The sequence below is a fragment of the Actinomycetota bacterium genome (genome assembly GCA_040757835.1).
In the GTDB taxonomy this organism is placed as follows: domain Bacteria; phylum Actinomycetota; class Geothermincolia; order Geothermincolales; family RBG-13-55-18; genus SURF-21.
The window spans coordinates 72,150-85,652 of record JBFLWJ010000009.1 but is presented as its reverse complement, the minus strand read 5'-3'; the positions used below and the strand labels follow the sequence as shown (position 1 = coordinate 85,652).

Genomic DNA, 13,503 nt, shown 5'->3' with positions numbered 1-13,503 from the left:
GGCGGCACTCAGGCCTCGGGAGAGGACACGGTTTCCGGCGCCTGCGGCACCTGCCCGGAAACGGCGCCATATTCCAGCCTGCGGTAGACGTACGCGTGGGCCACCATGGTCGTGGGGATAGCGGCGAAGAGGCCGACCACGCACGCCAGCACGCCCAGCAGGATGATGCCGAAGAACAGAAGCCCCAGCAGGAAAAGGTCCCAGGTGTTCCCACTGGTGATCTCCCAGCTCCTCTTGATGGCCTCCACGGGACCGATGTTGCGGTCGATGATGAGGTAGCCGAAAAAGGAGAACCTGATGCCGAGGTAGATGCCGGGGATGATGCAGAATATGAAGCCCACCATGACCATCAGCCCGACCAGGATGCCCCCCACGAAATAATTAAGGAAGAGACCCCAGCTGGACCAGACGTCGGAGACCTCGGCGGTCGCCTCCGGCGCTGCGCTCAAGCGCAGGCCGATGGTCGTCTGGGCCATGGAGATGAGGATACCGACCAACCAACCGAGTACGCCGAAGATAAAGGGGAACACGGTCAAGCCGGACCCCCTGTTGATGCTGCCGAGAGCCGATAGTCCACCCGAGACCACCCAAGCGACGATCAGGAACAGCAGGAAGAAGACGAAGTTGTTCTTCATCGCCTCCCAGCCGAACCTGATCGCCTCACCCTTGGAATACCTGTCGCTCGCCATCCCGGACCCTCCTTTTCGCTAACCGCCCGCCGAGGCCGCTTTCCTCCATAGTATAGACCAGCCCAGGGATACCTTCGTGCCGTGTGGTCCGCCCTCCTCTAAGACCAGGGGTAATGCTTCCCCCTCCGGTCCGCCCAGCCCTCCACCCCGTGCTCCGCGACGGCGTCGAGGTTGCCGTCGATGCTTCCGCCGTGGAAAGCGCGTAAGGGTTCGAGTAGAGCACACCCCCTCCTGTCCGGGCATTCCCAGCACCCCGCGAAATCCTTGTCCAGCGCGCACTCCCTGATGGCGCAGGTGGGTTTGCCGCCGCCCCCGCGGCAGGGGGCGGGGCACCGCAGACCGGACAGCAGGGCGAGCATTTTCTCGAACGCGGCGTAGTCTCTGAAAGCCTCGTCTCTGCGGGCGATCAGTGCCGCGTAGTCATCCAGGTGCAGTTCCGCGGCGATCCCGCGCAGTTCCTGCAGCAGTTCGAAGAGGCGAGCCTGGGAGGGGATGCAATCGCCGCAGTAAAGTCCGCAGTAAGCGGTACGGGCCGCGTTATCACCCATCCTCAGAGTTGCGCCTCGAAGTACATGCGCTCATGGGTGAAGCCCATCTTCTTGTAGAAACCCGTCGCTCCCGCGTTATCCAGGTCGGTGGCCACGGCCATGATGGAGCACCCCCGCTGCAGGGCCCGCTTCTTGGCCTCCTCGATGAGCCCCTTCCCCGCGCCCCTGCCGCGGGCCCTTTCCGTCACGATCATCTCGGTGATGATGGCCTTGTTCATACCGGTAGTGAGGGTCGGCCTGATGTAGAAGAGCACCAGGCCCAGGGCTTCGCCGTCCTCGAGGGCGAGGAGAAAGACCCAGTCCGGCGAGGATAGCATCCTCTCGAGGGTCTTCGACCAGATCCCTATGTCGATAAGGGGCGCTTGCTCCGCGAATCCCACGGCATCCGCCAGTTCCCGGATCAACCGGAAGATCTTCTCTTCGTCCTCGATGGCGGCCTTCTTTATTTCCAGCATCTCCCCTCCTTCCCGCATGTGAGTGATGTCCCCGGCTCTCTATAGTATAGCGGGCGGTCGCGCGGATGGAAGCTCCAGGGCCCTTCGCCGTCCTGGTGCGGGATGGGGGGAGCGGCGAGCGCGCCGCGGTTTCCCATGGTCGCTGCCGGCTTCTCAGGTTATCATATCCCTAGTAGTGTGGTGGCAACCGTTCTCTGGAAGCAGCGGGGAGATCACCATGGGCGGAAAGGGACCCGGAAAAAAACCCAGAAAGGAACTCGGGAAGGAGCAGCTGGAGGCGGCCGCGATAATTGGCAGGTCCAGGAGGCTCGTGGCCTTTTCGGGCGCCGGCGTTTCGGAGGAGAGCGGCATCCCCACCTTTCGCGACCCCGGTGGACTGTGGGACCGTTTCGACCCCCTGGAACTGGGTGGGGGAGACATCTTCACCTCCATGTTCAGCGGGGCCAGCATCCCGCAGGCCGCGGTGGATTTCGTCTCGGAGATGCTCAAGGTGCTGGAGGGGGCCCATCCCAACCCCGGGCATTATGCCCTGGGGGAGCTGGAGCGCCTGGGGATACTGAGGTCGGTGATAACCCAGAACATCGACAACCTGCACCGCGAGGCCGGCAATACCCGGGTTATCGAGGTGCACGGCAACCTCTTCCGCCTGGCGTGCATGGTCTGCGGTAACAAGATACAGCTCGGGCGCGATGAACTCTTCGCCCTGGGCTGGGAACTGGTGGAACTCATGGGCAGGGGAGACCTGCGGGGGATAATCAAGCTGGTGTCGAGGTGCCCATGCGGTGGCCCCTGCCGCCTGGACGTGGTGGGGTTCGGGGAGCCGGTACAGGACATGGGCCTGGCCATGGGGGAGGCGCGGGACGCTGACGTCCTGCTCATCCTGGGGACCTCGGGCATGGTCTACCCCGCCGCCTATGTCCCTGAGCACGCCAAGAAGACGGGCGCGAAGATCATAGAGATCAACGCCACCGGCATCTACTTCCCCGACCTTGTGGATGTGGGGATAATCGGTAGGTCCGGCGAGATCCTGCCCCCCATACTCGAACAGGTCAAGGACATCAAGAGCTACGATATCTTCTGAGCCCGCGCGCGAAGCCGCGGTTTCGTGAACCCGTGCTTATGGAGGAGGGGGACCATGGACAAACCCAAGAGCGCACCGATCTTCGATGAGAGGGACTTTCCCGTCAGCGTCGCCCGGCTGGCCATCATGCAGGGCCTGGGCGTGGAGATCGAGGAGCTGAAGGGGAAGCCCATCGTGGCCGTCGCCAACTCCCACACCGAGATGAACCCGGGCCACATGCACCTGCGCACGCTGGCGGAGCGGGTCAAGGAGGGCGTGCACGCCGCGGGAGGGATTCCCTTCGAGTTCAACGTGCCCGCGCCCTGCGATGGCTTCACCGAGGGAAACGAGGGCATGCGCTTCGTGCTGCCCCAGCGGGAGCTAATCGCGGACACGGTGGAGACCTACGTGCGCAGCATGCTCTTCGACGCCGTGGTCCTGATAGCTTCCTGCGACAAGATAATCCCGGGCATGATCATGGCCGCGGCACGCCTGGACCGCCCCACCATTATGCTCACCGGGGGCCCTGGCGCTTTCAACATCCGCTACACCATGGGCATGAAGGGGAGCATCTTCCACAAGGACTATAACGACCTGCTTGACAAGCTGAACTGCGCCACCTGCGCCACCTGTGGTTCCTGCGAACTCATGGGCACCGCCAACACCTTCCAGTGCCTGGCCGAGGCCATGGGGCTGACCATGCCTGGCTCGGCAAACATACCCGCTTACTTCTCGGAGAAGCTGCTCTACGCCCGCCGGGCCGGGAAGCGTATCGTGGAGATGGTGGAGGAGGGGCTGACGGCGCGCAGGATCCTGGGGAAGAAGGCGGTAGAGAACGCCCTCATGGTGGACCTGGCCATCGGCGGCTCGACCAACTCGGCCCTGCACCTGCCGGCCATCGCCCACGAGCTGGGCTTCGAGCTCGCCCTCTCCCGCTTCAACGACTTCAACCACCGCATCCCCACCCTGTGCTCCATCGCGCCCAACGGACCCCATGGCATCCAGGACCTGCACCGGGCCGGGGGGGTGCCGGCGGTTATGAAGGTGCTCGCCAGAGACCTCCACCTGGACGCCGTCAACGTCATGGGCCAGACCCTGGCGGAAGTGGTGGAGGCGGCCGAGGTGAAGGACGCGGAGGTCATCCGCGGACGCGGCGACCCCTGTTTCGCCGAGGGCGGGACGGTGGCGCTCTTCGGCAACCTGGCGCCGGAGGGCGCGGTTGTGAAACAGTCGGCGGTGGCCCCGGAGATGCTGCGCTTCTCCGGGCCCGCCCGGGTCTTCGAGGCGGAGGCGGACTGCCTCGCCGCCCTGCGCGATGGCACCTTGAACGAGGGCGAGGTGCTGGTCATCCGCAACGAGGGACCGCGGGGAGGGCCGGGGATGCCTGAGACCCTGGCGGTGACCATGGGGCTGGAGCTGCATGGCCTTGCGCGCGTGGCCCTTGTCACCGACGGCCGTTTCTCGGGGGCGACCGCAGGGCCGTGCATAGGACATGTATCGCCGGAAGCCGCGGCGGGCGGTCCAATCGCCGCCCTGCGCGACGGCGACGAGATCAGCATTGACATCCCGGGACGGCTGCTCGAGGTCGAGCTGACTCCGGAGGAGATCGCGTCCCGCATCGCCGCAGCGCGACCTCCGCAGCGTGAGATACCCCCGGGGTTCATGCGCCGTTACGTCAAGACGGTGAGCTCAGCCGCGCGCGGTGCCGTGCTCGAGTGAGAGTACCCCCGGAGCCTGCAGGTCAGGCAGCCCCGCAGGTGATGATGTTATGGCTGAGATGGGCGGTGAAACCCTCCGGCGTGGGGATGTAAGTGCCCGGAGTAGGTCCGTACCTCGCCAGGATCTCCCTCGCCAGGCACAGAAGGGCTCCCGGCTCGATGCTGAAGCGTTGCGCCAGCTCTGACATGGTTTGCACCAGGCTGGGCGTTGCCGGTAGTGTTCCTAGGCCGTTCTTGCTTCTTCCCGTGTCACACCACCTCACCCATGCCGGGTACTGCGATCGTCGACTCCCGGGGTATGGGAGCTTGAGCATTGTCCGGTTAATATAATGTCTGGCGAGGGCGCTATCGACGCTTCGTAAAGGGGTGCGATGGTCACGTACACCGAGCGGGAGTTCAAGTCCATCCTCATCGTGCGCAAGTATATTGACGGCTGGTTCTGGGACCGTTACGGCGTCAATCCCTACCAGGGCTGCCGCTTCGGTTGCGTCTACTGCGATTCGCGCAGCGAGAAGTACCGCCTGCCGGCCGATTTCGACGACGACATCATCGTGAAGAGAGACCCTGCGGGGATGCTGGACAAGCGCCTCTGCCGCGCCCGTGCCCTGCTGCCGGACGTGGTGGCCATGTCCGGCGCCTCGGACCCCTACCACCAAGCCGAGGCCAGATACAAGAGCACCAGAAAATGCCTGGAGGTGCTGGAGAGGCACGCTTATCCAGTGCACGTGCTGACGAAATCGCGGCTGGTGTTGAGGGACCTGGATTTGCTCGAACGCATAGGGGGTAAAAACTGGTGTACGGTCTCGGTGACCATCACCACCGCCGACCCCGTGGTGGCGCGCTTTCTGGAAAAGAGGAGCCCGTCCCCACAAGCCCGTTTCGAGGTCATCGAGACCATAAAGCGAGAGACCGATCACGTGCGGGCAGGGGTGCTGCTGATCCCGGTCGTCCCCTTCCTGTGCGACTCGCGTGAGAACCTGGAGGCAGTGGTAAGGGGAGCGAAGGAAGCCGGTGCCGACTACGTCCTCTTCGGAGGAGCGATGACCATGCGCGACCAGCAGGCGCTGTGGTTCATGCGCCACATCGCGGAAAGTTATCCCGAGCTGGTGGAGGGATACGAGGACCTTTATGCTTTCAACTACGATCCTGGAGCTTACCGTGGCCGCTACACGGCGAAGGAGAGTTATAATATCGCGGTAGGACGCGATTTCCTGGGGCTCTGCGAGAGATACTCCGTGCCGTTCAGGATCAAGCGCTACATCCCGGATGATTACCGCTCGGATAACTATGCCGTCGCAGAGAAGCTGCTCAACCAGGCCTACGGACTCATGGTCGCCGGCAAGGCGTGGAACGGCCTGCACCGGGCAGGCATGAACATCCAGAACCTCAAGGAGCCGATCGGCGATATTGCCAACCGGAACGAGCTGCGCAGGATCAGGAACGTCGATAGAAACATCGAAGCCATGATCCTGGAAGAGCTGGACTAAGCCCGGAAGGTGAGGCGGGTGCCCGCCATGTTCAGGATGAACTCATCCGGCATTGCCTTCTCGAAGGCCATCACCGCCTTGCGGCCGGTGCAGTGGGTGGGCACGACGTAGTCGGGGCTGAATGCCTGCAGGCCCGCGATGGTCTTGTCGACGATGGGCTCGAAGGCGGGGCCGGTGAGGTGAAAACCGCCCATGACCACGTGGACCTTGTCTATGCCGGTGACCTTCCTGGCGTGGGCCACGGTGTTGACGATGCCGGAATGGGAGCAGCCAGAGAGGACCACCAGGCCCTTGCCTCGGAGGTTCACGGCGATGCCGCTGTCCTCCTCGATGGGGTCCCACGACTCCTCGCCGTCCTTTTCGAAGTAGGCATTGGGCATGCCCTTCTCGAAATCGGTGAGCCGCTCTATCTCCCCCAGGAAAAGGACCGTGCCGCCCGCCAGGAGCGCCGGCCCCACGCTCTCGATCACCTCGACCCCCGCCTGCTCCCAGGTGGAACGTTCCGCCGGTGGAAATTTTATCCGTATGTCTCCCACCCTGAGGTAGCGGTTGCCCTTGAAGGCCGCAGGGTGCACGTAAAAGGGCACGGGCTTGTTGGGGAGGGCCTCGATCATCGGCACCAGGGCCCCGAAATGGTCCATGTGCCCGTGGGACAGCACCGCGGCCTCGATGCCGGACAGGTCCAGGCCGAGCTTGTCCGCGTTGTAGGGCACGGCCACGTCCGAGAGGCCGAAGTCGAAGAGCAACTCGTGGGTCTCATCCCCGGATATGGTCTTGATGGCGGCGGAGAAACCGTGTTCAGCGAGGATGGAGCCCTTCACCTCCATGTCCTTCACTGGAACGGAGCGGGTCACTATCTCGTTCGAGTCCATTGATACCAGGTCGTTGTAATTGTCGGAGAGAGAGAGTATCTCGACCTGGTCGACTTCCTTCAGCTCAACGTTCCCGTTCATCTTCGCTCCTCCCGCTTCTCATGATTCAGGCATATGTATAATTAATCATACCCCCACCGCGCCCGTTTTCCTATATTCCTATATTATTGTCTGGAGGGGCTGTCGGTGCGGTGACGGGCGGGGCGGACGGAGGAGAGGCGGAGCCATGGGAGACGGCGTTTACAGGTGTGCTTACTGCGAGAAGAAGGTGCGGCCTGGCGCTGAGGTCTACGGCCTCGGCGTGAAGCTGAGGAAAGGCCTGGAGTATCCAGGGGCGATAGGCCGGTCGATGACGGTGGAGCTTCCCGTCCAGGGTAGGGAGCTGGAGTGCATGGTCACCGCGGACGGCTCCCAGGCCAGGCAGGAGGGATGGGACCTCATCTTTATGGTCTGCAGCGAGGGATGCGGGGCCGCCTTGAAGGCCCTCCTGGAGGAGGAAGACCTCTTCGAGGAGATCATGTGAGTCGCTTGGGAGGAGGGGTTTCCATGTCGCCGACGCGCGATGACGGCGGGATTTGTCTCGAGCTCACGGCGGAGCAGCGGATGGTGCAGGCGCAGGCGGCGGAGTTCACCGACCGCGAGATCGTCCCCAGGATAGCGGAGCTGGACAGGTCGCACACCCTGGATATGGGCATCGTGCGCGGCATGGGCGAGCTGGGCATGCTCGGCGCCCCCATACCGGAGGAATACGGTGGAGGAGGGCTGGACTTCGTCTCCACCGCCCTTATATGCGAGGAGATCGAAAGGGGCGACGGGGGATTCCGCACCCTGCTCTCGGTGCACATGGGGCTGAACTCCCTGACCTTGCTGGAGTTCGGGAGCGGGGAGCAGAAAGAGAGGTACCTGGTCCCCCAGGCGCGGGGCGAGAAGATAGCGTGCTTCGGGCTTACAGAGCCCAACGCCGGTTCGGACGTGGCCTCCATGGAGGCGACCGCGCGCCGGGAGGGGGACCGCTATATCTTGAGCGGCCAGAAGGAATGGATATCCTACGCCAACGTCGCCGACCACTTCCTGGTCTTCGCCAAGACGGACAGGGAAGCGGGGCACCGCGGCATATCGGCCTTCCTCCTCGACCGCTCCATGCCGGGCCTCGAGACCAGGGACATCGAGCACAAGCTGGGGGTGTGGGCCGGCTCCACGGGGGAGATCTTCCTCTCCGATGTGGAGGTGCCGGCGGAGAGCCGCCTGGGGACGGAGGGCGAGGGGTTCAAGATAGCCATGTACGCCCTGGACATGGGGCGCTTCACCGTGGCCGCCGGGGCCCTCGGCACTATCCGCGCGGCCATGGAGGCCTCGCTGAGATATGCCAGCGAGCGCATCACCTTCGGGCAGCCCATCGGGCGTTACCAGTTCGTACAGGAGATGATCGCGGAGATGGTCAGGGGATACGAGACATCCAGGCTGCTGGTGCTGCAGGCCGCGTGGCTCAAGGACAGGGGGGTGCGCAACACCCGTGAGACCTCGCTGGCGAAATGGCACGCCACCGAGAGCGCGTTCCAGGCGGCCCACATGGCGGTGCAGATACACGGCGCCTACGGCTACTCCGCGGAATATCCCGTGGAGAGGATCTTCCGCAACGCCCGCGCGCCGCTCCTCTACGAGGGCACCACGGAGATCCACAAGATGATGCAGGCGGAGCACGCACTTGGTTACCGCAGGCTGAACGGGTGAGAGCCAAGGGCCACTGCATCCCGGGTAAACGGACCCGGGGCGGGGGGGGAGATAGATCCACCTCTCGGGAAAGCCTGCGCAACGCGTCAGCGGAGGATTGAACGTTGAACGATATCCCGCGGGAAGGGAACGGATATCCTGGCCAGGCAGGCCGCGTTTACCTCTGGGACGCCAGTGACGGGGAGGAAGAGGGCCGCTTCAAGAAGATCGTGGAAGACCGCGTGAAGCACTCGCCCTTCTACGCCCACATCGGGATGGAGGTGGCGGGGCTCGCGCCGGGGGAGGCGCGGCTCAAGTTGGTGGCCGGGTCCCGCCATTGCGACGAGGATGGAGTAGTGCACCCCGGCGTGGTCTTCGCCCTGGCCGACGCCGCGTCCGGCGTAGCCATGGCTACGCAGGTACCACACGGCTCGCGCCGCGTGGTCACCGTGGAGATGAAGGCGAATTTCCTGGCACCGACCCGGCAGGGCGAGCTCACCGGCACGGGCAGGGTACTGCAGGCGGTCGAGGACATCGCCGTCTCCGAGGCCGAGGTCCGCGACGAAGCCGGCACGCTCCTGGCCACCAGCATGGCCACCTTCATGATCATCCGCTGAGACGGGGCCCGGTTTTCATCCCAGGTCCAACTCGATAAGTGCCTTGTGATACAGCCTCATCTCTGGGCAGGAGATCACCTCAGTCGAGAAGCCGAAGCTCTCATACAGGGGCCTGCCCATGGCGGTGGCGTTGAGGGAGACGCGGCCCACGCCCCGCTCACGACACTCGCGGAGCACGTGCGAGAAGAGCGACTTCCCGACGCCTCCGCCGCGATACTCCTCGTAGACGGCGAAGTTGTGGACCACCGCCAACAGGCCCGAGGGGTTCCTGGTGCCGGGGAACAGCCGGTAGAAAGATGCCGCGATACACCCCAGCACCGCGCCCTCCTCCTCGGCCACCAGGCAGAGGGGGTCGTCGTAGTCCCAGTCCGCGAAGAACTTTTCGATGACCTCCATGTCCTCCCCGGGGACCGGACCTCCGATGACCTGTTCGAGCATGATGGCCCGCAGCCTTACCAGGTCGGCTGCATCCCCCCTCTCCGCGTTCCTGATCAACATCCCTGACAGCGCTCCTTTTCTGATCCGCTTCCTACAACCTAAAAGTACACCATCCGGGGGGATGGTTCCTCCGGCGGCGCGGTTTCATGCCTCAAAACTTGGGTAAATATAGAAATAGAGGGAGGTTGCCGGAAGACCGCGAGCGGTCCCGGCAGGGCTGAAAGGAAGCGGATGATGGCAGTGCAGACGGCGACCGCCAGGGAGATGATGAAGGAACTGATGGTCTGGACCAGCCCCCAGAACGTGAAGGTCTACCGCAGGCACGGCGCGGGAGACGATCTCTTCGGGGTGAGCTTCGCGGACTTGAGGAAGCTGGCCAGGCGCATCAGGACGGACCACGTCCTGGCCCTGGAGCTGTGGGAGTCCGGGAACGTGGACGCCCGCCTCCTGGCAGCCATGATCGCGGACCCCGGGGAGCTGACACCGGCCACTCTGGACAGCTGGATAGATGATGTGGACTATTATGCCATCTCCGACGAGCTGGCCGAGCTCATCTCCCGCTCGCCCCTGGCCCTCGAGACGGTGCGGAGGTTCACGGCCTCACCGGGGGAATACCGCCGCGCCTGCGGGTACGCGGCGCTCGCGGCGGCGCTCAAGAACGGAGTGGACATACCCGATGACGAATGCCGCGGTTACCTGCGCATCATCGAGGAGGAGATCCACGCCTCGCCGAATCGCGCCCGCTACAGCATGAACAGCGCCGTTATCGCAATCGGGGTATTCAAGCCCGCCCTCACCGCCGACGCCAAGGCTGCAGCCGCGAGGATCGGCAAAGTGGTGGTGGACCACGGCGACACCGTGTGCAGGACCCCGGACGCCGCCACCTATATCGAGAAAGCCCTGGCGCGAAGGAAACAGTGACCCGCCCCGGGCCTTCCCCCGTGCAGCCTCATCGAACGCCCGTCGTGCCATGGGCATAACGGGATCCACGCAGATCGGCAATGACCGTGACACCCCGTTTCAGTTGCGCCGCAGGGCCACGTCGTCGAAGAAAGCGCTGCCCGAAGCCCCGTACTGATTGGGGTTGATGGTGAAGACGATCACCTTGGCATAGGCCGCGTTCGCCGGGCAGGCGGCGGTGATCTGCACCGGGGTCCAGTCCCTGCTGCCGTGGAACCCCGTCGAGGAGCTGAGGCTGACGGGGGTTCCGCTGGCGTTAAGCCACAGGATCGCCACCCCCGCGTTTGAAGTGTATAGTTCGTTGTACTTGCCGCCGTCGCTCAGCCTGGTGGTACTGCCCAGGACCCTGGTCTTGGCGAAGGCGCTCGCGGTGTAGCTGGCGCCCGCGGTCACGGCGACAGGACTGGAATCCCACGACGAGATGAACGGCCAGCCGTTGGCCCTGGCGTCCTTGATCCTCACCGCGTACCCGCCGCTGTGGGCGGCTTCTCCGGTGGCGGCGGTGCTGGTCAGCTCGAAGGTCCCGGTGCCACCTCCGAAGAGATGGTTGCCGGGGGTCCAGCCGGCCGTGCCCGACTCGAAGCCGGGGTTGGCGATGAGGTTGGCCAGGCCGGCGGGGATGGTGACCTGCAAGGTGGCGGGGCTGGCGGAGAGCGGTATGCCCTCGACCGTGAGCGACGTGCCCGTCTTCATGCAGTTGACCGGAGCTCCGTTGAGGGTGGCCTTATAGTCGGCTGAAGGCCACCACGTCCCCACCAGCTTGAGATCGGTCTTCTTCCAGCTGTCCGCGACGGGTTCCGCTTCCGGGGCGGTATTGCTGTCCATGGTCATGGTTATGACCGCTCCCGGGGAAGTGTTCAGGCCCATGCTCACCACGTCCAGGGAAAGGGTCTTCACGTTCTTGGCGTGTACCGCTGCGCCGTTGCTGGCGGGTGTCCTGCGCACCCGCGCCAGGCCGGGGTTGTTGGCGTCGGGGTATGCCGGCTCGATGGACAGCCACCATGCGCGGGTGTGGCGGTTGTCGTAAGTCTTGTAGGCCACCTCGCCGGGGTTGGCGCGCTCGGCGTGGAGGGCGGCATCGGCCCGGCGGAAGAAGTCGGTGATCCTGGAGCAGACGAAGGCGTCCATGAAGGCCGGGTTCACGTAGCCGTTGCCGTGGGCGCCGGCCTTGGCGCCCGGGGAGGTGAGGTCCCCGAACTTGGCGTGCGCCGAGTAGTCCCAGCTGTCCCAGATGTTGCCGGGATCGGCGGGAGCCCCCCCGTCCGCCCCGTAGCCGCTGGTCTCCTTGAGGCCCTTGCTGAGGCTGGGATACTGCAGCCACTTCTGCCATATGTACTTGGAGTGGGCATAGGTCGGAGTGGAGCTGCGCATCCTGGCGAGCGCTCCTGAGGCCAGTGACCACCAGATGTTCATGAGCGATGTGGTGTTGGGGATGAGGACGTCGTACTCGGGGTGCTCGATACGTACCGAGGAGTTGAGTGCGTTCTCCAGGATGAAGCGGGCGCTGTTCTCGCGCAGCTGGCTCCTTACCCCCTCGGTGATGCCCGATGGTTCGCAACCCAGGAATGACCTGAGGGCCTCCCCGATATGCACGTCCTGATCGGCCACGTACAACGCCGGGTTTATCCCCGGGAAGATGGTGGGATCGGCCTTGTCCGGGTCGGGGAACTGGGAGGCTATCCACCGGTACCCCTCTTCCAGGTCGGTACTGGCGTAGGAGGGGTGAAGGGCGGTGAAGACGTCGGGGTAGTGCAGGCCCAGGCCCCAGGTCCCCAGGCCGCCCATGGAGTAGCCGGAGACGAAGACGCGTGACGGGTCGATGCGGCGCGCGGGGTCCACGCTTACCTCCTCCATGAACTGCTGGATGCAGTCCATGATGTCGCTCTCACCGTAGAGGAAATCGTTCTGCAGCCGGAAATCGTCGAACTGGTGGCAGGCCCCGAAGCTGGCCAGGCCCACACTGCCCGCCTTGAAGGCGCTGTCCGCGCGGTATGGTGCCTCGCTGCCGTCGCTGTGGAAGCGGTAGGACGCATCCAGGTTATGGACCTCGCTGTCCACGTGAACCTCGATATATTCCTGGAAGGCGTTGACCTTGAGCTCGTACCACTCCCCGTCCTTCCAGTTGAAGGGGTCCTCGGCCAGTGGCACCCAGTTGTAACCCACCCGCTTGTAGAGGCGCAGCTCCCTTCCCCTGCCCAGCACTCCGGCCCAGTCGCACAGGTCCACCTGGTAATAGTCGCTGCTCCCCTGCCGGCGGAAGGTCACCCCCATGGCGCTGATGCCACCCGTGTTCGGCTCCTCGCGCAGCCTGACGCTCACGGTGTAGTCGCTCCCCGAGGAAGAGGCGCGCACCGTGTTCTTCCAGGCCATGGCGGCATCCCCCTGGCGGTAGGCGCCGCCGTTCACCGCCCACGACCCGTTCTCCTGTGCCCATCCCGTGGCGGCGCCGGTGAAATCGTCGTAGATGAGTGGGGCGGCCGCTCCTTCCACGGCGTCTCCGTACATGCTCTTAAAGTTCCTCCCCCAGGGCGCGATGATGGCCATCCCGCAGGCGTCGGCCGCCGCGGTCTGGCTGTTGGCGGGGTCCGACGATATCCCCCCGTGCCCCCCGAAGGCGTGGAGGTCCACCCAGAGGGAGAGGAGGTTGCCCTTGGAATAGCGGTCCGGACCGGGGACGTAGATGCTGCAGGGCAGGGTGGCCCCATCGATACTCGACTTGTAGTAGCGGGTCATCACCATGCTGTACTGTAGCGGGCTGTTCACCGTGTCCGCCGCGGCGGGCGGGACGCCCGGCAACGTCAGCGGGATGATGGCCAGGGCGAGGGCCGGCAAGAGGATATAGACGAGACGTAATGGCTTCACAGGCATATCTTGCCCCCCGGACTACGGATCCCGGTCTCCGGCTGACCGGGATCAGCGCCTATCTATATGCATGATACCACAGACAAA

Annotated in this window: 14 protein-coding genes; 7 read left to right on the top strand and 7 right to left on the bottom strand. The window is 64.5% G+C overall.

The window, feature by feature from the left end:
- Positions 1-8: 8 nt before the first annotated feature.
- The 3 genes from AB1384_09145 to AB1384_09135 all read right to left on the bottom strand — a co-directional run bounded on the left by AB1384_09145 (position 9) and on the right by AB1384_09135 (position 1,692).
- Positions 9-689, bottom strand: a complete 681-nt coding sequence (locus AB1384_09145; protein ID MEW6554437.1) for a DUF975 family protein — start codon at positions 687-689, stop codon at positions 9-11.
- 98 nt (positions 690-787) lie between these two features.
- A complete protein-coding gene (locus tag AB1384_09140; protein ID MEW6554436.1) occupies positions 788-1,237 on the bottom strand; it encodes a DUF3795 domain-containing protein in 450 nt (149 codons plus the stop codon).
- Between the two features lie 2 nt (positions 1,238-1,239).
- A complete protein-coding gene (locus AB1384_09135; protein ID MEW6554435.1) occupies positions 1,240-1,692 on the bottom strand; it encodes a GNAT family N-acetyltransferase in 453 nt (150 codons plus the stop codon).
- Between the two features lie 217 nt (positions 1,693-1,909).
- Here AB1384_09135 and AB1384_09130 point away from each other — a divergent pair, with 217 nt between their 5' ends.
- Positions 1,910-2,773 (top strand): Sir2 family NAD-dependent protein deacetylase, encoded by an 864-nt coding sequence (locus AB1384_09130; GenBank protein ID MEW6554434.1) that lies wholly within the window; start codon positions 1,910-1,912, stop codon positions 2,771-2,773.
- A 54-nt stretch (positions 2,774-2,827) separates the two neighbouring features.
- The gene (gene ilvD, locus AB1384_09125) at positions 2,828-4,471 is read left to right on the top strand and encodes a dihydroxy-acid dehydratase (GenBank protein ID MEW6554433.1); all 1,644 of its coding nucleotides are present in this window, start codon (positions 2,828-2,830) and stop codon (positions 4,469-4,471) included.
- A gap of 22 nt (positions 4,472-4,493) precedes the next feature.
- Here ilvD and AB1384_09120 read toward each other — a convergent pair whose 3' ends face one another.
- A complete protein-coding gene (locus AB1384_09120; protein ID MEW6554432.1) occupies positions 4,494-4,658 on the bottom strand; it encodes a hypothetical protein in 165 nt (54 codons plus the stop codon).
- Between the two features lie 183 nt (positions 4,659-4,841).
- Between AB1384_09120 and AB1384_09115 the strand changes: the two genes are divergently transcribed.
- On the top strand, positions 4,842-5,957 hold the full coding sequence (locus tag AB1384_09115; GenBank protein ID MEW6554431.1) for a radical SAM protein: 1,116 nt from the start codon (positions 4,842-4,844) through the stop codon (positions 5,955-5,957).
- Here the strand turns inward: AB1384_09115 and AB1384_09110 are convergent.
- Positions 5,954-6,910: an MBL fold metallo-hydrolase gene (locus tag AB1384_09110; GenBank protein ID MEW6554430.1), complete on the bottom strand. Its 957-nt coding sequence runs from the start codon at positions 6,908-6,910 to the stop codon at positions 5,954-5,956. The two genes, AB1384_09115 and AB1384_09110, sit on opposite strands and share 4 nt — an antisense overlap.
- A gap of 145 nt (positions 6,911-7,055) precedes the next feature.
- Between AB1384_09110 and AB1384_09105 the strand changes: the two genes are divergently transcribed.
- The 3 genes from AB1384_09105 to AB1384_09095 all read left to right on the top strand — a co-directional run bounded on the left by AB1384_09105 (position 7,056) and on the right by AB1384_09095 (position 9,156).
- The gene (locus tag AB1384_09105) at positions 7,056-7,352 is read left to right on the top strand and encodes a hypothetical protein (protein ID MEW6554429.1); all 297 of its coding nucleotides are present in this window, start codon (positions 7,056-7,058) and stop codon (positions 7,350-7,352) included.
- Between the two features lie 23 nt (positions 7,353-7,375).
- On the top strand, positions 7,376-8,560 hold the full coding sequence (locus AB1384_09100) for an acyl-CoA dehydrogenase family protein (protein ID MEW6554428.1): 1,185 nt from the start codon (positions 7,376-7,378) through the stop codon (positions 8,558-8,560).
- Positions 8,561-8,664: 104 nt separating this feature from the next.
- The gene (locus AB1384_09095) at positions 8,665-9,156 is read left to right on the top strand and encodes a PaaI family thioesterase (GenBank protein ID MEW6554427.1); all 492 of its coding nucleotides are present in this window, start codon (positions 8,665-8,667) and stop codon (positions 9,154-9,156) included.
- Between the two features lie 15 nt (positions 9,157-9,171).
- Here the strand turns inward: AB1384_09095 and AB1384_09090 are convergent, their stop codons facing one another.
- Entirely contained in the window at positions 9,172-9,654 is a 483-nt protein-coding gene (locus AB1384_09090; GenBank protein ID MEW6554426.1) for a GNAT family N-acetyltransferase, read from the bottom strand.
- A gap of 174 nt (positions 9,655-9,828) precedes the next feature.
- Between AB1384_09090 and AB1384_09085 the strand changes: the two genes are divergently transcribed.
- Positions 9,829-10,515 (top strand): DNA alkylation repair protein, encoded by a 687-nt coding sequence (locus AB1384_09085; protein ID MEW6554425.1) that lies wholly within the window; start codon positions 9,829-9,831, stop codon positions 10,513-10,515.
- A 99-nt stretch (positions 10,516-10,614) separates the two neighbouring features.
- Here AB1384_09085 and AB1384_09080 read toward each other — a convergent pair whose 3' ends face one another.
- The gene (locus AB1384_09080) at positions 10,615-13,422 is read right to left on the bottom strand and encodes a hypothetical protein (GenBank protein MEW6554424.1); all 2,808 of its coding nucleotides are present in this window, start codon (positions 13,420-13,422) and stop codon (positions 10,615-10,617) included.
- Positions 13,423-13,503: the final 81 nt, after the last annotated feature.